Source organism: Rhodoplanes sp. P11 (assembly GCF_964266735.1).
GTDB classification, from domain to species: domain Bacteria; phylum Pseudomonadota; class Alphaproteobacteria; order Rhizobiales; family Xanthobacteraceae; genus Rhodoplanes; species Rhodoplanes serenus.
In genome coordinates, this window is record NZ_CAXWGY010000001.1 from 1527999 (window position 1) to 1546014 (window position 18016).

Sequence of the window (18016 nt, forward strand, 5' to 3'; positions counted from 1 at the left end):
CGATGTGGCCGAGCGCATCGAATTTGACGCGGACGTGGTGCGCTCTCACATCGAGATGCTGCACGAGCTAGCGGCCGGCATCGACGGCATTTTGCCGCTGTGCGTCTATGGCGAGAACCCAGACACCAAGCGCAAGCTCGCCATCGTGCAGCACTTCCTGGTCGGCGACGTCGAGGGCATGACGGCGGCGGCGCTCGCCTATGCCGGTCACCCGGATGCCAACGTCTATGCGCCGCTCGCCGTAATGCGCCGCAATCTCGGCCGCGGCGAGAAGGGGTCGGAGCGCGACGTCATCGCCACACTCGGCGCAGTGACCGATGACGATGCCGACGCCGGGCGCTCGGCTCGGTCGCCGGTCGGGCCAAATTACGTCCTCCAAACCTCTGCCGTGCCGGCGGCGAACCGCCAGGGCTTCATCCTGTTCGATCGCGCCTTGCCGCTGGCCGAAGCCAAGCCGCTCCTGGAGGCGCTGTCCAGAGCCAGCGGCGGCGATCACGGCACCAAGGATGCGAGTCACGTCTGGCGCGTCCCGGGCACCGCCAATTGGCCGAACGCCAAGAAGGTGAGGGAGCGGGGCCGGCCGCGTGACCCGCAGCCGGTGACCGTCCTGCAGCCGTGGGACGGCACCCTGACCAGCGTGGACGATCTGCGGCGCGTGCTCGGAGCGTCGCCCGGTGGAGAAAGACCACAGGCGAACGGCCTCGGTCCGGCCGCACCGGCCCGCGACGTCGCCGAGATCATGTCCAGGCTCGGCGCCGGCCTCCGGAAGTTGATCAAGGCGCCTCCGATCGAGGGGGAGGACCGATCCGAGACGATCGCCTCCGTCATCGCCTCCATGATCCGGGCCGGCCTGTCCGATGCCGAGATCGTCGCCGTGATCGAGGTGCACCCGGAAGGGATCGGCGCCAAGCACGCGGACCGCGACGATCTCGGCAAGGAGGTCGCGCGATGCCGGGAGAAATTCGGCGCCGCCGAGGCGCTCGGCAAGACGCTGACCGAACAGCTCCTGGCTGGCCGCCCCGCTCCGTCAGCGGCGGCGCCGCAAGACGAATTCGACGCCACGCCGTGGACGGCGACCGACCCGAAGCGGTTGCCGCGCCGCCAATGGCTCTACGGCCGGCACTACATCCGCCAGTTCGTCACCGCGACCATCTCGCCTGGCGGCATCGGGAAGACCTCGCTGGTGCTCGCCGAGGCCGTCGCCATGGTCACAGGCCGGCCGATCCTCGGCGTCCCGGTAGAGTCCACGTCGCGGGTGTGGGTGTGGAACGGCGAAGACCCGATGGAGGAGCTGCAGCGCAGGATACTCGCGATCTGCCTGCACTACGGCATCAGCCAATCCGAGCTGGACGGGCTGTTCCTGGACAGCGGACGCAGCCGTGAAATCTGCATCGCCAAGGAGCTGCGTGGCGGCGCCGTCGTCAGCGTGCCCGACTACGACAAGGTCCTGGCGTCGGTCGAGCGGAATCGCATCGACGTGGTCGTCATCGATCCGTTCGTGTCGAGCCATCGCGTCAACGAGAACGACAACAACTCGATCGACCTCGTGGCGAAGGCATGGGCCAGGATTGCCGACGAGGCGAACTGCTCGGTCGAACTCGTCCACCATGCCAGGAAGACGGGGGGCGACGAGGTCACGGTCGAGCACGCCCGTGGCGCCGTCGCCCTGATCTCGGCCGCGCGGTCGGCGCGCGCGCTCAACAGCATGTCCGAGGACGAGGAGGCGAAGATCGGGCACCAGGCGCTCGGCGGCGTGCGGAAGCAGTTCTTCCGGATCGACAACGGCAAGGCGAACCTCGCCCTGCCGCCGAACCGATCGCGCTGGATCAAGATGGAGACCGTGACGCTGCCGAACGGATCGGGCGGGCTGATCGACGACGGTGACGAGGTTGGCGTGCCGACGCCATGGGAGTGGCCGGATGCGTTCGAGGGGGTGACGGCCGATCACCTCGAGGAGGCAAAGCGACGGATCGGCCGTGAGCCGAAGTGGCGAGAGGATGCCCAGTCGTCGAACTGGGTTGGACATGCAATCGGCGACCTGTTCGGGGTGGTAAGCGGGGAGAAGGATGGCCGGAACAAGCTCAAGAGTATCCTGAAGGGATGGATCGCCAGCGGCGCGCTGAGGGTCGTCGAGGCGCCCGACGACATGCGCCACATGCGGCGATGGGTGGTTGTCGGAGATTAGTAATGGCGAATCCTAAGGGCGCGTCACCCTGACGCTTCAAGGTGACGCAAGGTGACGCAGGGTGACGCGGAAAATCGGAAAATTTGCGTCACCTTGGTGGTTTAAGGTGACGCAGGCAAAAATAATTAAAAATCAATTAGTTATACGTTACAAACCGCCGTTTGCGTCACCTTGCATTTCCGCCCCTTTAGGGGGCGGAATGCAGAAGGTGACGCAGTGGCGCAAGGTGGCGCAAGAAAAGCGGAACAGGAGCACGATGAAAATCGCAGCGGTCCAAGCCAACCAGGTCGGGGCTCTGCTCTGCCCCCGATGCGGGTTCCATTGCCTGCATCACGGACGGGTCACGATCTTCGAGCGGCAGCGGGAGGACTCGGACGACCTCGTCATGACGGTCGTCGATCGGTCCGGGACGGCAACGTCCGTCGCTGATGCCAGATCGGACAACCCAAGCGACCGACGCCACGGTCTCGCGATCGCGTTCGAGTGCGAGGGATGCGGCGAAGGAATCGAACTGACCATCGCCCAGCACAAGGGCGAAACACACCTCGCATGGCGCCTCTCCCCTTGACCCCTTCGCTCGCCCTCTGCCACCTTCTCGCCGCGCACCCCACGACCGTCGGGAGCCTCACCGAGAGGCACCCGGCGATGAAGACCAACACCACCGAAATTCCGACGCCTGCGGCAGGCGAGCACAGCCATTGGCTCGTCGCTCTCATCGAGCCGCAGCGCGAACGCAGCGTTCGCGCGTGGCTGTGGGAGCAGTCCGGCATTCCGAGCTGGCTGCCGGTCGAGCGGGTGATCCGTCGGCGCGGCGTCAAGCAGGTCAAGACCGCGATCGATCAGCCGCTGCTCCCCGGCTACCTGCTCATCCCAGCCCTCTATTTCGAGCACGCCACGTTGAGCATGGCCCGCGGCTTTCGCGGCTTCATGCACTACGAGCGCCAGGATGCCACGCCGCGCCTGGTCCTGATCTGTGACGCGCTACTCGGCCCACTCCGGGCGATCGAAACGAACCTGAGCGACCCGACCACCCGGAGAAAGTACCGGCCCGGCCAAGTCGTGGAATGGCTCGAAACGACGCTGCGGGGCTCGCTGACCACCGTCGTGGCGCTGGAGGCTCACGACCACGTCAGGGTCGAGTTCGGCGGGCTCGGCACCGCCGTGGTGCCGGAAGACTTCATCGGGCCGACTTGACCGGCTCGGGTGGACGGGTGCATAAGCGAATCGCTCGTCAGGCGTGGGACATCGCCTCCGAGCCGGCCACGGGCACCGGCTCAGGCACTCGGGATCACCCGAGTAAGACTGCCGCGCACATCAGAAAATCAACAGTTTTGCCCCACATCTGATCGGATGTGGGGCCGATCGCGTTTGGAGCGCTCCCGTGGCCCGGCCGTCGAAGTTCAGCATGGCTGTGGCCGAGGAGATTTGCGAGGCGATCGCCGGTGGCGCCGCTCTGCATCTCCTCGCAGAGGCAAAGACGAACTGGCCGCACGAGCGGACCATCTATAGGTGGCTGGAAAGCAACGAAGAATTCCGCCAGATGTACGCCCGCGCGCGCGAGCGTCAGGCCGACCGACTCGCTGCCGAGATTCTCACGATCGCCGACAATCCGCAGGAAGGCGAGAAGGTCGAGATCACCGACAAGGGTGAGAAGATCATCCGCGGCGACATGATCGAGCACCGGCGCTTGCAGGTCGACGCCAGAAAGTGGGCGGCCGCGAAGCTGGCGCCGAAGAAGTACGGCGATCGCGTCGCGACCGAGCTGACCGGCCGCGACGGCGGGCCGATCGAGACCCAGGATGTGAGCGCCCGTGAGCTCGTCGAAGGCCGCCTCGCTCGCCTCGCTGCCGGCGGCGGATCGGGCGAGGGTTCTTGACGGCCTGACGCCGGCGCAGCTCGACGAGCTGCTGCACGACTGGATGTTCTGGGCGCGGCCCGAGCAGATCGCGCCGCCCGGCGACTGGCTCACCTGGGTGATCCTGGCGGGCCGCGGCTTCGGCAAGACGCGGGCCGGCGCCGAGTGGGTGCGGTCCTGTGTCTGCGGCGCGACGCCGCTCGGCCGGGGCGCCTACCAGCGGATCGCGCTGATCGCCGAGACGGCGGCCGACGCCCGCGACGTGATGGTGGAGGGCGACAGCGGCATCCTGGCCGTCCACCCGCCGGCATTCCGGCCCTGCTACGAGCCGAGCAAGCGCCGCTTGACCTGGCGGAACGGCGCGGTGGCGACGCTGTTCAATGCGACCGAGCCGGACCAGCTTCGCGGCCCGCAATTCGACGTCGCCTGGTGTGACGAGCTCGCGAAGTGGGCCTACGCCCGCGAGACCTGGGACATGCTGCAGTTCGGGCTTCGGCTCGGAACCCGGCCGCGCCAGCTCGTCACCACGACGCCGCGGCCGATCCCGGTGCTGAAAGAGGTGCTGGCGTCGCCGTCGACCGTGGTGACGCGCGGCCGGACGCGCGACAACGCCGCGAACCTTGCGCCGGCCTTCATGGCGTCGATCCAGGAGCGCTACGCCGGCACCCGGCTCGGCCGGCAGGAGCTCGACGCCGAGATCCTCGACGACGTGCCTGGCGCGCTGTGGACGCGGGCCATGATCGACGCGGCGCGAGTCAGGCAGGCGCCGGAGCTGATCCGCGTCGTGGTCGCGGTCGATCCGAGCGGCACCAAGGGCCAGAGCGACGACGGTGACGAGATCGGCATCGTTGTGGCCGGCAAGGGCGCGGACGGCATGGCCTACGTCCTCGCGGACCGGACCTGCAAGCTGTCGCCCGACGGATGGGGGCGACGTGCGGTCGAGGCCTATCGTGAGCTCAAGGCGGACCGGATCGTGGCGGAACGGAATTTCGGCGGCGCCATGGTCGAGCACGTGATCAGGACCGTGGACCGCACCGTGTCGTTCCGCGAGGTGACGGCGAGCCGGGGCAAGGTTGCCCGGGCCGAGCCGGTCGCCGCGCTCTACGAGCAGGGCAAGGTCCGCCATGTCGGCGCGTTCCCCGCGCTCGAGGATCAGATGTGCGCATTCACCCCTGAGGGGTTCATCGGCGACGGGTCGCCGGACCGGGCCGACGCGCTGGTGTGGGCCATGACCGAGCTGATGATCACCGGATCGCACTACGGGATGCTCAGGGCACTCTGATGTGGCTCCGTGACCGCCTCACCAACCTGGTGTCCGCGCTGGGCACCGGGAAGGACAAGAGCATCCACAGCACGTTCACCGCGCCGCTGCTCACGCCGGCCGAGCTGAACGCGATGCATCGCGGCGACTGGCTGGCGCGCAAGATCGTCGACATCATCCCGCACGACATGACGCGGGAGTGGCGCGACTGGCAGGCCGAGGACGACGAGATCGAGGCGATCGAGGAGGCGGAGCGCGCCCTCGGCGTGCAGCAGAAGGTCGCCGAGGCGTTGCAGCGGGCGCGCCTGCTCGGCGGCGCTGGCCTCTATGTCGGCACCGACGACGCCGATGTCGCCGAGGAGCTGCGGCCCGACCGGAGCGGTGCCGGCGGCATCCGCTATCTGCATGTGCTCAGCCGCGAGGAGCTGACGGCTGGCGAGATCGTCCACGACGTGCTGTCGCCGTTCTATGGCCGGCCGGCCTGGTACGAGATGCGGGCGGCGACGGGCACATCGGTGCGCATCCACCCGTCGCGGGTGATCGCGTTCGTGGGCGCGCCGATCCTCGACCGCCTGACCGCCGTGGCGGATGGCTGGGGCGATTCCGTGTTGCAGGTCGTCTACGACGCGGTGCAGAACGCCGCATCGTCGCAGCAGCACATCGCCGGCTTGATCCCGGAGGCCAAGGTCGACGTCATCAAGGTGCCGGGGCTTTCCGACACGCTGTCGACCGCCCAGGGCACCGCGCTCCTCACTCAGCGGTTCGCATTGATGAACCAGCTCAAGAGCACCATCAATGCGGTGCTGCTCGAGGGCGATGGCGAGAGCGGCGAGACATGGGAGCAGAAGACCATCAACTTCGCTCAGTTCCCTGAGCTGATGCGGTTGTATTTGCAGATCGCCGCAGGCGCCGCGGATGTCCCGGTGACGCGGTTGCTCGGTCAGTCTCCGGCAGGGCTCAACGCGACGGGCGAGAGCGACATCCGCAACTACTACGACAATCTGCGGTCCCGGCAGCAGGTCGAGCTGCGGCCGACGCTGGCGCCGCTCGACGAGATGCTGATCCGCCATGCGCTCGGCACGCGGCCGCCCGAGGTCCACTATCGCTGGGCGCCGCTCTGGCAGATGGATGAGGCGCAGCGCGCCGAGATCGCCAGCAAGAAGGCGAGCACCACCAAGGTCTATGTCGACTCGGGCCTGATCCCGCTCGATGCGCTGGCCAAGGCGACGATCAATCAGCTCGTCGAGGACGGCACCTATCCGGGCCTGGAGGAGGCGATCGATGAGAGCCCGGAGGAGCCGGGCGCTTCGCCGAGCGATGAAGAAGCCGCGGCCGAAGAAATGAACGGGCAGCAGCCTGACCAGGCGCAGCCGCAGGGCGCGACCGCGGAGACCTGATCCATGCACCTCACCGATCGTGTGTCCCTCGGAGATGTCCGCATCACCGGGGACGGCTACCTCGTGACCGACGCGCGGATCGCGCGGACCGGCATCCAGATCTACGCCGGCCGCGAGGTCGGGCGCCCCGACCTTGATCGCGTGCGCGTCTACCGGCCCGAGGCGGAGGTCTTCGCCCGCGACGCGCTCGCCTCGCTCGCTCACCGGCCCGTCACCCTCGACCATCCGGATGAAGCGGTCACGGCCAAGAACTGGCGCCGGCACAGCGTCGGGATTACGGGCGACGAGGTGGCGCGAGACGGCACGTTCGTCCGCGTCCCCATGGTGCTGATGGACGCTGCCGCGATCTCGGCCGTGCAGGACGGTAAGCGCGAGCTGTCCTGCGGCTACACCTGCGACCTGAAGTTCGATGCCGGCAAGACGCCCGAAGGCGAAGCGTACGACGCGGTCCAGACCAACATCCGAGCCAACCACCTGGCCATCGTGTCCGCGGGCCGGGCTGGTTCCGACTGTCGCATCGGCGACGACGCGGACGAGGAGCAGGGCATGACCCTCCAGAAGGTGACCGTCGACGGCATCACCGTCGAGATGTCGGACACGGCCGCGCAGGTCGTGTCCAAAGTGCAGAAGCAGCTCGCCGATGCCACCGCGGCGCTGGCCAAGGCGAACACCGACCACGCCGCGGCGATCGCCGCGAAGGACGGCGATCTCGCCAAGAAGGACGCCGAGATCGACGCGCTCAAGGGCAAGGTGCTCGACGCCGCGGCGCTCGACGCCGCTGTGCGGGCCCGAGGCGACCTCGTCGCCAAGGCCAAGGCGATCGCGCCCGGCGTCGTCACCGACGGCAAGAGCGACGCGGAGATCCGGCATGCCGTGGTCGCCGCCAAGATCGGCGACGCGGCGATCAAGGACAAGCCGGCTGCCTACATCGACGCCCGGTTCGACATCCTGGCCGAAGGCGTGAAGCCCGCCGATCCGGTCCGTGATGCCCTGCGCAGCGGCCCGGCGCCGGCCGCCCAGACCACCGACGCCGCCTATACCAGCATGGTCACCGGCCTCCAGGACGCCTGGAAGGGCCAACAGAAAGGAGCCGCGTGATGCCGACGATCCAGAGCAGCTACGCCGCCACGCATGCCGCCGCGGTCGAGGGCATGGTGGCCAATTCCGAGCCCGCCGTCATCGTGTCGCGCCTGGTCGAGACCGCGGCCGGCATCGGCTTCGGCAAGATCGCCCAGCGCGGCACCGCCGACAACCAGATCAAGGTATCGTCGGCCTCGCCGAAATATCTCGGCATCACGGTGCTCGATCCGACCCAGACCGGCGCGACGCCCGACCTCTATCCGCAGGGCGCCACCGCCGCCGTGATGACCAAGGGCGTCATCTGGGTGCAGGCCACGGTCGCGGTCGCGGCGGGTGATCCGGTCTACTTCGTGCCGGCCACCGGCGCGTTCACCAACGTGTCGAGCGGCAACCAGGCGATCGCGAACGCGGTGTTCGACTCGTCGACCAGCGGCGCCGGGCTCGCCAAGGTCCGCCTCGGCTGACAGGAGCACCTGACATGAACATCCTCACCATGGACGCTCCGCAGCGCGCGCTGGCGTTCCTCGTCCAGCAGGCGGCGCTGATCGAGCCGCAGGTCTACGCGATCCGCTACCAGGACATCCAATATCCTGGCCTGATCCCGGTCGACACCTCGGCGCCGGAGTGGATCAACTCCGTCACCTACTTCTCGATGGACTCGGTCGGCGCCGCCGCCTGGTTCTCGGGCAAGGCGCAGGACATCAACAACGTCGAGCTGCTGCGCGAGAAGTTCGAGACCACGGTCAGCATGGCGGCGATCGGCTATCGCTACGACCTGGAGGAGCTGGGCAAGGCGCAGCTCCTCGGCATGAACCTCTCGACCGACAAGGCCAATGCGGCCCGCCGCGTCGCCGAGGAGTTCATCGACAAGGTCGCGATCACCGGCGACGCCGCGAAGGGCCTGACCGGCCTCGTCAACGCCTCGACCCCGACCGCCACCACGGCGCCGGCCGACGGCACCGGCTCGGCCACGACGTTCGCGAGCAAGACGCCGGACCAGGTGCTGCGCGACATCAACGGCCAGCTCACCGGCATCTTCACCGGCTCGCTCGGCACCGAGATCGCCGACACCATCCTGCTGCCCTATGCGGTGCTGCTCGATCTTTCGACCCGGCGGATCGACACGGTCAACCAGACCACCATTCTGGAGTGGGTCGAGCGCAACAACATCTACACCCGCACCACGGGGCAGACGCTCACCATTCGCGGCGTGTTCGGCTATCTCGACACGGCTGGTGCCGGCTCCACCAAGCGCCTGGTCGCCTACCGGCGCAGCCCCGAGGTGCTGAAGATGCACCTGCCGATGCCGTTCCGGTTCCTCCCCGCGTGGCAGGTCGGGCCGATCCTGTACGAGGTTCCCGGCATCTTCCGGCTCGGCGGCGTCGATATCCGGCGGCCGGCCAGCGTGCGGTATCTGGACGGGATCTGAGCCATGCGGATCACCAACACCCAAGCCGGACCGCGCGGCGTCAACACGACGGCCGGCGTCGTTCTCCTCGGCCCCGGCGAGGCGCGCGACCTCGACCTGCCGGACGCCGAGCTGGCGGTGGCGCGCCGGACCGGATGGTTCGCGTTCGGCGAGCCGGAGCCGGAGCCGGAGCCGGCCGCGCCGGCCGCGGCCGCCCCGCAGCATGGCGGCGACAAGAAGCCCCGGAAGAGCTGACCCATGGCCTACTACGGCACCGAGGCGGGCCTGGCGGCGTATGCGGCATTGGTCGGCGCGAGCGTGCCGGCCGGCGCCGTACTGCCGGCCTTGGTGCGCGCCTCGGCCTACATCGACGGCCGGTACGGGCGCCGCTTCGTCGGCATCCGGGCCGGCGGTTACGCGCAGGCACTGGCCTGGCCGCGCACCGGAGCCGTGACCCGCGAGGGCTTCGCGGTGCCGGACGGCGCCGTGCCGCCGGCGGTCGAGAACGCCGCCTACGAGGCGGCGCTGCGCGAACTCGCCGCGCCCGGTTCGCTGTCGCCGGACCATGTCGCGGCCGAGCAGGTGAAGCGCGAGAAGGTGGGGCCGCTGGAGACCGAATACCGCGACGTCACGGCGCTCGGCGCCGACGCGATCCGGCCCGTCGTCACCATCATCGACGAGATGCTGGCCGACCTGCTCTTCACGCCGTTGCCTGGCGTCCTGGTCATCTGATGGCAGCCTTCGACTACGCCCGCAGCCGCGCCACCGCGGATCGCCTGATCGCGCGGTTCGGCCAGGCTGGCGCCGTTCGCCGCTCCGGCGCGCCGTCCGGCGATCCGTGGAACCCGACGCCGGGACCGGCGACCGATCACCCCTGCACACTCGTCGTGCTCGACTACGAGGCGCGGGAGATCGACGGCACGCTGATCCGCGCCACCGATCGCAAGGTGCTGGTCGCGGCCGGCGGCCTCGCGGTCGAGCCGAGCGCGGCCGACCGGATCGTGATCGCCGGCACCGCGCTGGAGATCGTCCGGGTCAGCCCGCTCGCGCCGGGCGGGACCATCGTGATGTACGAGATCCAGGCTCGCGGCTGATGGCCAGCAACAGAGGCATCGAGGCCCTGGTCGAGCAGTGGGACCCGGTGTTGCGCCGGGCATTCTTGGCGGCCATTGCCGCCATTCAGGACCGTGTGCAGGTCTCGCTGGTCGCCGAGCTGCTGGAGCGCGGCGACATCATCGGCGCGATCGAGACGGTCGGGCTCGACCCGGTGGCGTTCCGGCCACTCGATGCCGCGATCATGCAGGCGTTCGAGGCGGGCGGTTCGGACACCGCAGATCGCATCCCTGCGCTGCGGCAGCCGAGCGGACATCGCCTCCAGGTCCGGTTCGATGTGCGCAACCCGCGCGCCGAGACGTGGTTGCGCGAGCACTCGTCGGCGCTGGTCACCGAGATCATCGCCGACCAGCGGCAGGCGATCCGGCAGCACCTGACTGCCGGCATGGAGCGGGGCGACAACCCGCGCACCGTCGCGGTCGACCTGGTCGGCCGGATCAATCCGGCGACCGGCCGTCGCGAGGGCGGGGCGATCGGCCTCACGGCCGCACAGGAGGAGTGGTGCCGGCGCTACGCGGCCGAGCTGGCGAGCGGCGACCGGGCGGCGCTGACCCGGGCTCTGCGGGATCGCCGGTTCGACAGGACGGTCGAGAAGGCGCTGCGCGAGGGCGCGCCGCTCGATCCCGGCACGATCGCGAAGATGGTCGCCGCCTATCGCAACCGGGCCCTGAAGTACCGCGCCGACGTGATCGGGCGGACCGAGGCGATGCGGGCGCTGCATCGCTCTCAGATCGAGGCATTCGAGCAGGCGATCGGGCTCGGCCAGGTCGACGAGGCCGCGGTCACGAAGGTGTGGCGGTCGTCGTCCGACGCGCGGGTGCGCGACAGCCACCGGGCGCTGCACGGCAAGGCGGTCGGGTTTCGGGCGGCGTTCGTGTCGCCCTCCGGGGCGCGATTGCAGTTTCCGGGCGACCCGGACGCGCCGGCGAGCGAGACAGTGCAGTGCCGCTGCTGGATGAGCGTCAGGATCGATCACCTTGCTGCTGCGGTGGCGGCGGAGCGGGGCGGGGTAGAGCCGGTGGCGCCCGCGGCGCCGGTCGGTCCGCGCGCGATCGTCGGTGCCGACGGCACTCTGATCGGCATGCGGCCAGAGTAATCTGCCTCTCATGACCGTCCAGAACCTCAACTTCGCCGCCGAGGTGTCCGCCTGGGTCCGCGAGACCGAGGCGCGCATGACGGCGGTGTTTCGCCAGTCGGCGCAGGAGGTCATAGAGGAGATGCAGACCCCGGTGGGCGAGGGCGGCCGGATGCCGGTCGACACCGGGTTCCTGCGGTCGAGCCTTCAGGTGTCGCTCAACGCAGATCCCGTGCCGGCGACCCGCGAGAACCCCGGCGGCATCCACGGCGCGCCCGACGCAGCATCGCTGGTGATCGGCGGTGCGGAACTCGGAGACCGGATCGTGGCGTCCTACAGCGCCAACTATGCGCGTCACGTCGAATATGGCGCGCGCGGCCGCCCGCCCCGCGGCTTCGTGCGGGGCGCCGCTCAGCAGTGGCAGAGCATCGTCCGTCGGGTCGCCCAGCGCCTCAAGGATCGGGTGGCAGCCGGTCGGTAGGCCGTTAACGCTTCGTCTTGCGGGTCTTCGGCTTCTCTGGCGCAGGAGGTTCAGCGGGCGTTGGCGATGCTGTCAGTCGGAGGAATGCCACAACGACGCTCGTCACTCCGGTCCCGAGGAATAAGGCGGCAATGTACGGGTATTGGAGCCACAATGAGAAGATGGCACAGCCGAGCTGCGCAGCGATCAGAAGTCCGCCAATGACGAGACCAAGGATGCGAAATCGATCATTGCGATGTCGGCAATCATCGACATTGCGGATCATCGCTTCTTGTTCGTTCTCGACGAGCTTGAGAAATCGATCGGCTGCCCCTGGGTGGTTCTTTTCCCATCCCGCAACGACAGGCCATGGCGGGATCGATCCAGAATACTCGACGCTGAGGGATGCGGCGACCTCGATGGTCTGCTCTTTGATGTCCGGAGGAAGCCGACGAACTTGCTCCGGAAGGCGCTCTTCAATTGCCTTCCGGAGTTCTGCGGGCACGCTAGGGAGTCGGTCTGAATTCGGCGGGTCAAGCGGCTCGTTCATGTGCGGGTGCTTTGGTATGGACCACCCGGCGCATATGGCCTCCGACGTTCCGCCACGCCTGTTCCGTTGACGCCCCGAAATCCTGGTGGCGCAGCTTCGGCGGCTTAAGCGTGAACAGAAGCGGCGACGCCATACCGGCGTACAGCCCCGCCAAAAATGCGGAGACCAACGACTGGTGGAGGTCTCGAAGGTCTTCGCCTTGCATGGCTCGATTGATGGCTCGCTTCATAGCAGCGCTCCGGTTGCGGCTAGATTGCCATCGAAGATTTACGGAACATTGCACCTCGGCATGTACACCGCAAGTGCGTCAGATCAGCATCGGTTCCGTCAATTGGTCCGGCAGCTACGGTATCGTTCGACTCATCTGCCGATTTTGGGCTTCAACGCCTGTTCGAGCAACCGCCGGATCGCCTCGGGTCGGCCCGGAAGATCGGGCTGAACGCGGCGCCAAGCGTCGAGGGCGGCGAGGAAATCGGGCTGAAGACGAACAAGGACAGGCTCTCCAGTGGAAGCCGGTCGCTTTCGTCTTGATTTCGTGATTTCACCAGTTGACTTCATGGTGCGATCTTGATATCACGAAATTAGCGGGCCGCCAAGGTGCTGGAACACCAAGGCGGCCCTGACCCGAACCACGGAGCGATCCCATGGCCCAGGCTGCGCCTTCTTTACGCCTTTCGACCCTGTTCTGCGACCCCTTCGTCGCGTCGGCCTTCGCCCGCGCCGAGCGCGACGGGCACGAGCCGGCCGCCGCGGTCACCAAGCCCGCGCCGATCCTGCCCGATGCCGGCGACCGGCTTCGGCCGATGCCGGTCACGGCCGACAACATGGTCCCGACGCTGGACGTCAGCGACTTCGTGATGGTCGCGCCGATGGACGGGTTCGCCGGCAACGGCATCTACGTGCTGGACATGCTCGGTGCGCCGAAGTTGTGCCGCATCACGCGCGTCTCCAGCGATCGCGTGCTCGTCAGCCACGACCACCAGAACTACCCGAGCAGCGAGGTATCGCGCGCGACGATCGATGCGCTGATCATCGCCAAGGCCGTCTGCAAGATCGAGATGCTCGACCGGATGGTGACGCCGGACGCGCTGGTGTTCTGACCTGATCTGACAATTCGAGTTCCCCCGAGGCCAAGGGGGTTAGGCGCGATCAACGGGACCTCCTTCGGCCCCGGTGTTCGCGAGAGCGACCCACTGCGCCTGTGGCTTGGCCGGCCGGGCGCCGAAGGAGACTGATCAGATGAGTGACGCAAGAACGGTGGTGATCCAACCGCCGAAGTTCGAGATGGCCGACATCAGGATCGTCGGCGTTAGCCCATACGTTCAGAACAAGTTCGGCCACAAGATGCTGCAACAGATGGCCGAAAAGCAGCGTGCCGGCTCGCAGGCGAAGAAGGGCAGGGCGCGCGAGGCGAAGGACTTCCAAGCCACATACGAGGCGGCGATCCATCGCAGCCGCGATGGCTGGATCGGCATTCCCGCGCCATCGTTTCGGAACGCGATGATCTCGGCGTGCCGCATCATCGGCTTCAAGATGACGCTGGCGAAGCTCAGCGTGTTCGTTGAGGCCGACGGGTTCGACGCCGAGGATGGGACGCCGCTGGTCAAGATCATCGGCGAGCCGCGCGTTCACGAGGGCATGGTTCGCAACGCCACCGGCGTCCCGGACATCCGCTGGCGCCCGATGTGGGAGCAGTGGGCCGCGACGGTGCGCGTTCGGTGGGATGCTTCTCAGTTCTCGGCGCAAGACGTCGTCAATCTCCTCGCTCGCGTCGGCGCTCAGGTCGGCATTGGCGAGGGGCGCCCCGACAGCAAGAACAGCGCTGGCATGGGCTGGGGTCTCTTCGAGGTGCAGGCATGACAACGCGCGCTCAGAAGGAGCAGCTTCAGCGTGAGCTGGATCTGATCCGTGGCAACAAGGAAATGCTCGATCCGAAGGATGTGGTCGAGTGGGCCGAGAAGAACCCCGACTCTGCGCTGTATGCCAGTTTCGAATGGCGCGACGACGAGGCGGCGAAGCAGTATCGGCTGTGGCAAGCGCGTCGCCTGATCGCGCTCCACGTCGTCACCGAGACGGGAGAGCGGAAGACGGTGTCACTGACCGTCGACCGCTCGAACGGCGGCGGCTATCGGCAGATCGAGGACGTCGTGCGCGTTCCGGCGCTTCGTGAGACGATGCTGCGTGACGCTCTCTCCGAGCTTCGGCGTGTGCGAGCGAAGTACGAGAGCCTCGTCGAGCTGGCGGCGGTGTTCGCCGAGATCGACAAGGTGAACGAGCAGTTCGCCACCAAGGACGTGGCGTAACGATTGAGTTTGGCACGGCAGGCGAGGCACGGAAACGCAGGGCTTGGCATGGTGAGGTCAGGCCCGCTAAGGCAGGCGTGGAATGGCGCGTCGGCGCGCGGAGACGCATGGCGGGGCGAGCTACGGCATGGTGTGGCGGAGTACGGCACGGCCCGGACTGGCTTGGTCAGACAAGGCAAGGCAGGGCAGGCAAGGCAGGTGAGGCACGGCACGGAATGGCGCGTCGAGGTGCGGCTTGGCTTGGCGAGGCTCGGCAGGCAAGGCAGGCACGGCCCGGAATGGCTCGGCATGTCGCGGCTAGGTGAGCCGTGGATTGGATCGGCTAGGCCGGCATCAGGAGAGGTCAGGTTGTCCTGACCTCTCCATCTTCCATTGAGAAAAACGATGACCGATTCCGCTTCCGTTCGCGTTGCCGAGACTGGCGACGTCTATACGATTTCCCTGGATACGCTCCGGGGGATCAAAGTGCGGCGCGACATGGAGATGGTGCGGAAGGTCATGCTCGCCATCGAGGCGAAGACCGACCTCACGCCACGCGAGATCAAGATCGACGGTGAGGACGATCTGGTTGTTGGGCACCATATCGAGCTTCTGTTTGCCGCGGGAATGATCGACGGACTCGAGAGTCGGGTCATTGGGCGGCCTTACGCCTTCATTCTCGTGCGCGATCTGACCTGGGAAGGTCACGACTTCGTCGCGTCACTCAAGAACGACACGGTCTGGAATCAGCTCAAGACGAAGCTCTCTGCGGCCGAGCTGGCGTCGCTGCCGCTTTCCGTCATCAAGTCCGTCGCGACGGCGGCTGTGGAGCATTGGGCGAAGACGAGGCTGGGGCTGTAGAGCCCTCCTTCTCCTCCTCCCTCACCATCGCAAACACGAGACCGGCTTGCAGCAGCCGCAGCGCCTTCCTCGCCGCTTCAAGCGCGGTGCGACCGCGCACGGTCGTGGCGTCGCGCTCCCCCAATGCTTCGATCGCGGCGTGAAGCGCATCGTGAACTTGGTTGTCGGACAGCTTTTCGGACATAGCCGCGGACCGTAGCACGATGGCGAACCATCCGGAAACGATCATCGGCCTTGCGCTGTTCGACCGCCTGCGGACCATGCCGGGCGTGCTGCCGATCGCCTGGCCGAACGTGCCGTTCACCCCACCGGACGACCAGCGTTATCTGCGGGTCTACGTGCTGCCCGGCCAGCCAGAGGGCATCGACCTGAGCGGCCGTCACATCCGCCGCGGCGGGATGTTGCAGGTCTCGGTGTGCTGGCCGGCCGGTGCCGGCATCACCGCCCCGCGAGAGGTGGCCGGAGCCATCGCCGATCGGTTCGCGCTCGGCACCATCATCGAGCGCGGTGGGCTGCGCATCCGGATCAGTCGGCCGCCCCGCATCGCTGGTGAGCTGATCGAGGACGTGGTCGTGCAGGTGCCGATCACGGCTCATTACGACGTTTTGTCCTAACCCCTCAAAGGAGGCGACGAAATGGCCCTGCAATCCGTTGCGGGTTCGCGGTTCTATATCGGGTCCGCGCCCATGGAGCCCGCGTCGAATCTCAATGCCGCGAGCTTCTCCGGCGTGACCTGGTCCGAGGTCGGCAAGTGGAACACCGCCGGCCCGCTCGGAGAGGAGTCGTCCGCGATAACCTACGACCTGATCGGCGACGACATTCAGCAGACCGTCGCCGGCACCGAGACGCCGCCCGCGATCGATCAGACCTTCGGGCTCGACTACGGTGATCCGGGGCAGGTCGCGATCGTCGCGGCGCGCAAGTCCAAGGCCAACTATCCGTTCAAGGTGACCTTCGGCGACGGAACGACGACCCCGACCACGCGGCTGTTCGTCGGCATCGTGCTGACCGCCCGCGAGGAGATGGGCCAGAGCAACAGCGTCAAGCAGCTCGTCACCTCGATCCGCCGCAATTCGAACCTCGTCCGCGTCGCGGCGACCTGAGGAGCCACATCATGGCCGACATCTCGATCACCGCCACGGCCGTCGTCGCCGGGTCCGACGCCGTCACGGCGCAGGGCACGGCCGGTGCCACCATCACGGCCGGGCAGGCGGTCTACATCGACGCCAACGGCGTCCTTCAGCTTGCCGACTGCGACGCCGGCACGGCCGGCAACATCGCGCGCTCGCCGGTCGGCATCGCGCTCAACGGCGGCGCGACCGGCCAGCCGATCGTCTACATGAAGGCCGGCGATCTCACACTGAACGCCGCGCTCACCAAGGGTGCCCGCTACTACCTGTCGGCCACGGCCGGCGGCATCGCGCCCGAGGCCGACATGACCGGCAGCGGCAAGGACGTGGTGCTGCTCGGCATCGCCCGCTCGACCACCGTGCTCGCGGTGCGCATGCTCAACTTGGGGATCACGCTGTGAAGGACTCTCGGATCACTGCCGGCGAGGTCGGCATCACCCTGGCCGGCTCGCCTGCGACGCTGCGGCCCACGCTCGGGGCCGGCATCGCCATCAACCAGATGTTCGGTAACCTCCAGGAGGCGCACCGCCGGGTGCAGGCGCTCGACCTGGAGGCGACAGGGTTCATCGTCGCCAAGGCGATCGGTGCCCGCGACGGCGACATCAAGTCCGTCACCGAGAAGGTGTTCGCGACCGGGTTGCAGGACCTGCGCCTCCCGGTGATGCAGTACATCGCGATGCTGACCAACGGTGGCAAGCCGATCAATCCGGAGCCCGACGAGGGAAACGGCGAGGCGACGAGCTGACGTTCGCGCAGTACTGCGAATGGCTGTTCGGCGTCGCCACCGGCTGGCTCGGATGGACGCCGGACGCCGCGCTCGCCGCCAACATGGAGCACATCCGGATGGCCCACGACGGCCGTTACGACATGCTCAAGGCGATCTTCGGCAGCGAAGAGAAGGTCGAGACCAGGAGAGCCCAGACGCCGGTGTCGGAGCTGACCGCCGAGACGTTCGACGCTTGGATGGGGTGAGAGGCGTTCAGCGCGTCATGGAGATTGGGACGATCGACACGGGTTTTCCCGGCATGTGAATGCACGCGAAGAAAGCTTTAGCGTGTTGACCAGCGGCGTTGAACTCGATCTCGACTCCGAGGGCTTCTGGACCGCGGTTGTCGACCTTCATTTCTTTTGGAAGTTCGGCAATTCTGCTCGATGTGACTACTAGACCTTGCACTCGCGGTAGTTGTTCGGCTGCGGAAAGAATACAGCGAAGCTGACCGTCGTATGGCGGTCTGTCCTGCGCAAATGCAGCGCATGAGCAGATCAATGCAGCCAAGAAAACGGTCGCCCTCAGCATCGTTTCAGCTCCCAAAAGAGCGCCAAGCCTAACTCCTCTCGCCAGCTCTCGCAACGTCAGGT

The 18016-nt window shown here is 67.4% G+C and carries 25 protein-coding genes; 23 read left to right on the plus strand and 2 right to left on the minus strand.

What is annotated here, in order from left to right:
- Positions 1 to 4: 4 nt before the first annotated feature.
- The 14 genes from ACFQUV_RS06875 (at position 5) to ACFQUV_RS06940 (ending at position 11855) form a co-directional block, all read left to right on the plus strand.
- Positions 5 to 2185, plus strand: a complete 2181-nt coding sequence (locus ACFQUV_RS06875) for an AAA family ATPase (RefSeq protein WP_159373857.1) — start codon at positions 5 to 7, stop codon at positions 2183 to 2185.
- A 199-nt stretch (positions 2186 to 2384) separates the two neighbouring features.
- On the plus strand, positions 2385 to 2753 hold the full coding sequence (locus tag ACFQUV_RS06880; RefSeq protein WP_129608036.1) for a hypothetical protein: 369 nt from the start codon (positions 2385 to 2387) through the stop codon (positions 2751 to 2753).
- A complete protein-coding gene (locus ACFQUV_RS06885; protein WP_378394437.1) occupies positions 2750 to 3379 on the plus strand; it encodes a transcription termination/antitermination NusG family protein in 630 nt (209 codons plus the stop codon). Before ACFQUV_RS06880 ends, ACFQUV_RS06885 begins: the two co-directional genes overlap by 4 nt.
- A gap of 211 nt (positions 3380 to 3590) precedes the next feature.
- Positions 3591 to 4061, plus strand: a complete 471-nt coding sequence (locus tag ACFQUV_RS06890) for a tRNA isopentenyl-2-thiomethyl-A-37 hydroxylase MiaE (protein WP_129608038.1) — start codon at positions 3591 to 3593, stop codon at positions 4059 to 4061.
- Positions 3997 to 5322, plus strand: a complete 1326-nt coding sequence (locus ACFQUV_RS06895) for a DNA-packaging protein (protein ID WP_207211388.1) — start codon at positions 3997 to 3999, stop codon at positions 5320 to 5322. Before ACFQUV_RS06890 ends, ACFQUV_RS06895 begins: the two co-directional genes overlap by 65 nt.
- A complete protein-coding gene (locus ACFQUV_RS06900) occupies positions 5322 to 6698 on the plus strand; it encodes a DUF1073 domain-containing protein (RefSeq protein ID WP_129608039.1) in 1377 nt (458 codons plus the stop codon). The genes ACFQUV_RS06895 and ACFQUV_RS06900 overlap by 1 nt, the downstream gene beginning before the upstream one ends.
- Positions 6699 to 6701: 3 nt before the next feature.
- Positions 6702 to 7796, plus strand: coding sequence for a DUF2213 domain-containing protein (locus ACFQUV_RS06905; RefSeq protein WP_129608040.1), 1095 nt, complete (start codon positions 6702 to 6704; stop codon positions 7794 to 7796).
- A complete protein-coding gene (locus ACFQUV_RS06910; protein ID WP_129608041.1) occupies positions 7796 to 8242 on the plus strand; it encodes a DUF2190 family protein in 447 nt (148 codons plus the stop codon). The genes ACFQUV_RS06905 and ACFQUV_RS06910 overlap by 1 nt, the downstream gene beginning before the upstream one ends.
- A 14-nt stretch (positions 8243 to 8256) precedes the next feature.
- The gene (locus ACFQUV_RS06915; RefSeq protein WP_129608042.1) at positions 8257 to 9207 is read left to right on the plus strand and encodes a DUF2184 domain-containing protein; all 951 of its coding nucleotides are present in this window, start codon (positions 8257 to 8259) and stop codon (positions 9205 to 9207) included.
- Between the two features lie 3 nt (positions 9208 to 9210).
- Positions 9211 to 9441: a hypothetical protein gene (locus ACFQUV_RS06920; RefSeq protein ID WP_129608043.1), complete on the plus strand. Its 231-nt coding sequence runs from the start codon at positions 9211 to 9213 to the stop codon at positions 9439 to 9441.
- A 3-nt stretch (positions 9442 to 9444) separates the two neighbouring features.
- Complete coding sequence (locus tag ACFQUV_RS06925) at positions 9445 to 9918, plus strand: DnaT-like ssDNA-binding protein (protein WP_129608044.1); 474 nt, start codon at positions 9445 to 9447, stop codon at positions 9916 to 9918.
- The gene (locus ACFQUV_RS06930; protein WP_129608045.1) at positions 9918 to 10280 is read left to right on the plus strand and encodes a hypothetical protein; all 363 of its coding nucleotides are present in this window, start codon (positions 9918 to 9920) and stop codon (positions 10278 to 10280) included. Before ACFQUV_RS06925 ends, ACFQUV_RS06930 begins: the two co-directional genes overlap by 1 nt.
- Complete coding sequence (locus tag ACFQUV_RS06935) at positions 10280 to 11395, plus strand: phage minor head protein (RefSeq protein WP_129608046.1); 1116 nt, start codon at positions 10280 to 10282, stop codon at positions 11393 to 11395. Before ACFQUV_RS06930 ends, ACFQUV_RS06935 begins: the two co-directional genes overlap by 1 nt.
- Before the next feature lie 10 nt (positions 11396 to 11405).
- Complete coding sequence (locus ACFQUV_RS06940) at positions 11406 to 11855, plus strand: HK97 gp10 family phage protein (RefSeq protein WP_129608047.1); 450 nt, start codon at positions 11406 to 11408, stop codon at positions 11853 to 11855.
- A gap of 4 nt (positions 11856 to 11859) precedes the next feature.
- On the opposite strand, the gene ACFQUV_RS06945 is transcribed toward ACFQUV_RS06940, so the two are convergent.
- Positions 11860 to 12384 carry a hypothetical protein gene (locus ACFQUV_RS06945; protein WP_129608048.1) on the minus strand — a complete coding sequence of 175 codons (525 nt, stop codon included), beginning with the start codon at positions 12382 to 12384 and terminating at the stop codon, positions 11860 to 11862.
- 644 nt (positions 12385 to 13028) lie between these two features.
- Between ACFQUV_RS06945 and ACFQUV_RS06950 the strand changes: the two genes are divergently transcribed.
- From ACFQUV_RS06950 to ACFQUV_RS06990, 9 genes are all read left to right on the plus strand, one after another.
- Positions 13029 to 13484 carry a hypothetical protein gene (locus ACFQUV_RS06950; protein WP_129608050.1) on the plus strand — a complete coding sequence of 152 codons (456 nt, stop codon included), beginning with the start codon at positions 13029 to 13031 and terminating at the stop codon, positions 13482 to 13484.
- A gap of 139 nt (positions 13485 to 13623) precedes the next feature.
- Entirely contained in the window at positions 13624 to 14244 is a 621-nt protein-coding gene (locus ACFQUV_RS06955) for a hypothetical protein (protein ID WP_129608051.1), read from the plus strand.
- Positions 14241 to 14687, plus strand: coding sequence for a hypothetical protein (locus tag ACFQUV_RS06960; protein WP_129608052.1), 447 nt, complete (start codon positions 14241 to 14243; stop codon positions 14685 to 14687). The genes ACFQUV_RS06955 and ACFQUV_RS06960 overlap by 4 nt, the downstream gene beginning before the upstream one ends.
- Before the next feature lie 384 nt (positions 14688 to 15071).
- On the plus strand, positions 15072 to 15527 hold the full coding sequence (locus ACFQUV_RS06965; RefSeq protein WP_129608053.1) for a DUF2513 domain-containing protein: 456 nt from the start codon (positions 15072 to 15074) through the stop codon (positions 15525 to 15527).
- Positions 15528 to 15688: 161 nt separating this feature from the next.
- Entirely contained in the window at positions 15689 to 16141 is a 453-nt protein-coding gene (locus tag ACFQUV_RS06970; RefSeq protein ID WP_129608054.1) for a phage tail terminator-like protein, read from the plus strand.
- Between the two features lie 72 nt (positions 16142 to 16213).
- On the plus strand, positions 16214 to 16630 hold the full coding sequence (locus tag ACFQUV_RS06975; RefSeq protein WP_129608055.1) for a hypothetical protein: 417 nt from the start codon (positions 16214 to 16216) through the stop codon (positions 16628 to 16630).
- Positions 16631 to 16641: 11 nt separating this feature from the next.
- Positions 16642 to 17058: a hypothetical protein gene (locus ACFQUV_RS06980; RefSeq protein ID WP_129608056.1), complete on the plus strand. Its 417-nt coding sequence runs from the start codon at positions 16642 to 16644 to the stop codon at positions 17056 to 17058.
- On the plus strand, positions 17055 to 17402 hold the full coding sequence (locus ACFQUV_RS06985; protein WP_129608057.1) for a hypothetical protein: 348 nt from the start codon (positions 17055 to 17057) through the stop codon (positions 17400 to 17402). The genes ACFQUV_RS06980 and ACFQUV_RS06985 overlap by 4 nt, the downstream gene beginning before the upstream one ends.
- 98 nt (positions 17403 to 17500) lie before the next feature.
- Entirely contained in the window at positions 17501 to 17629 is a 129-nt protein-coding gene (locus tag ACFQUV_RS06990; protein ID WP_280176745.1) for a hypothetical protein, read from the plus strand.
- 7 nt (positions 17630 to 17636) lie between these two features.
- On the opposite strand, the gene ACFQUV_RS06995 is transcribed toward ACFQUV_RS06990, so the two are convergent.
- Positions 17637 to 17954, minus strand: a complete 318-nt coding sequence (locus ACFQUV_RS06995) for a hypothetical protein (RefSeq protein ID WP_129608058.1) — start codon at positions 17952 to 17954, stop codon at positions 17637 to 17639.
- Positions 17955 to 18016: the final 62 nt, after the last annotated feature.

Excerpts from the sequence above, each read along its gene's own strand:
- ACFQUV_RS06950 (WP_129608050.1), top strand. The coding sequence starts at position 13,029 with ATGGCCCAGGCTGCGCCTTCTTTACGCCTTTCGACCCTGTTCTGCGAC.
- ACFQUV_RS06960 (WP_129608052.1), top strand. The coding sequence starts at position 14,241 with ATGACAACGCGCGCTCAGAAGGAGCAGCTTCAGCGTGAGCTGGATCTG.
- ACFQUV_RS06990 (WP_280176745.1), top strand. The coding sequence starts at position 17,501 with ATGGCCCACGACGGCCGTTACGACATGCTCAAGGCGATCTTCGGCAGC.
- ACFQUV_RS06980 (WP_129608056.1), top strand. The coding sequence starts at position 16,642 with ATGGCCGACATCTCGATCACCGCCACGGCCGTCGTCGCCGGGTCCGAC.
- ACFQUV_RS06975 (WP_129608055.1), top strand. The coding sequence starts at position 16,214 with ATGGAGCCCGCGTCGAATCTCAATGCCGCGAGCTTCTCCGGCGTGACC.
- ACFQUV_RS06915 (WP_129608042.1), top strand. The coding sequence starts at position 8,257 with ATGAACATCCTCACCATGGACGCTCCGCAGCGCGCGCTGGCGTTCCTC.
- ACFQUV_RS06935 (WP_129608046.1), top strand. The coding sequence starts at position 10,280 with ATGGCCAGCAACAGAGGCATCGAGGCCCTGGTCGAGCAGTGGGACCCG.
- ACFQUV_RS06945 (WP_129608048.1), bottom strand. The coding sequence starts at position 12,384 with ATGAACGAGCCGCTTGACCCGCCGAATTCAGACCGACTCCCTAGCGTG.
- ACFQUV_RS06955 (WP_129608051.1), top strand. The coding sequence starts at position 13,624 with ATGAGTGACGCAAGAACGGTGGTGATCCAACCGCCGAAGTTCGAGATG.
- ACFQUV_RS06880 (WP_129608036.1), top strand. The coding sequence starts at position 2,385 with ATGCAGAAGGTGACGCAGTGGCGCAAGGTGGCGCAAGAAAAGCGGAAC.
- ACFQUV_RS06930 (WP_129608045.1), top strand. The coding sequence starts at position 9,918 with ATGGCAGCCTTCGACTACGCCCGCAGCCGCGCCACCGCGGATCGCCTG.
- ACFQUV_RS06905 (WP_129608040.1), top strand. The coding sequence starts at position 6,702 with ATGCACCTCACCGATCGTGTGTCCCTCGGAGATGTCCGCATCACCGGG.
- ACFQUV_RS06925 (WP_129608044.1), top strand. The coding sequence starts at position 9,445 with ATGGCCTACTACGGCACCGAGGCGGGCCTGGCGGCGTATGCGGCATTG.
- ACFQUV_RS06965 (WP_129608053.1), top strand. The coding sequence starts at position 15,072 with ATGACCGATTCCGCTTCCGTTCGCGTTGCCGAGACTGGCGACGTCTAT.
- ACFQUV_RS06995 (WP_129608058.1), bottom strand. The coding sequence starts at position 17,954 with ATGCTGAGGGCGACCGTTTTCTTGGCTGCATTGATCTGCTCATGCGCT.
- ACFQUV_RS06910 (WP_129608041.1), top strand. The coding sequence starts at position 7,796 with ATGCCGACGATCCAGAGCAGCTACGCCGCCACGCATGCCGCCGCGGTC.
- ACFQUV_RS06940 (WP_129608047.1), top strand. The coding sequence starts at position 11,406 with ATGACCGTCCAGAACCTCAACTTCGCCGCCGAGGTGTCCGCCTGGGTC.
- ACFQUV_RS06890 (WP_129608038.1), top strand. The coding sequence starts at position 3,591 with ATGGCTGTGGCCGAGGAGATTTGCGAGGCGATCGCCGGTGGCGCCGCT.
- ACFQUV_RS06920 (WP_129608043.1), top strand. The coding sequence starts at position 9,211 with ATGCGGATCACCAACACCCAAGCCGGACCGCGCGGCGTCAACACGACG.
- ACFQUV_RS06900 (WP_129608039.1), top strand. The coding sequence starts at position 5,322 with ATGTGGCTCCGTGACCGCCTCACCAACCTGGTGTCCGCGCTGGGCACC.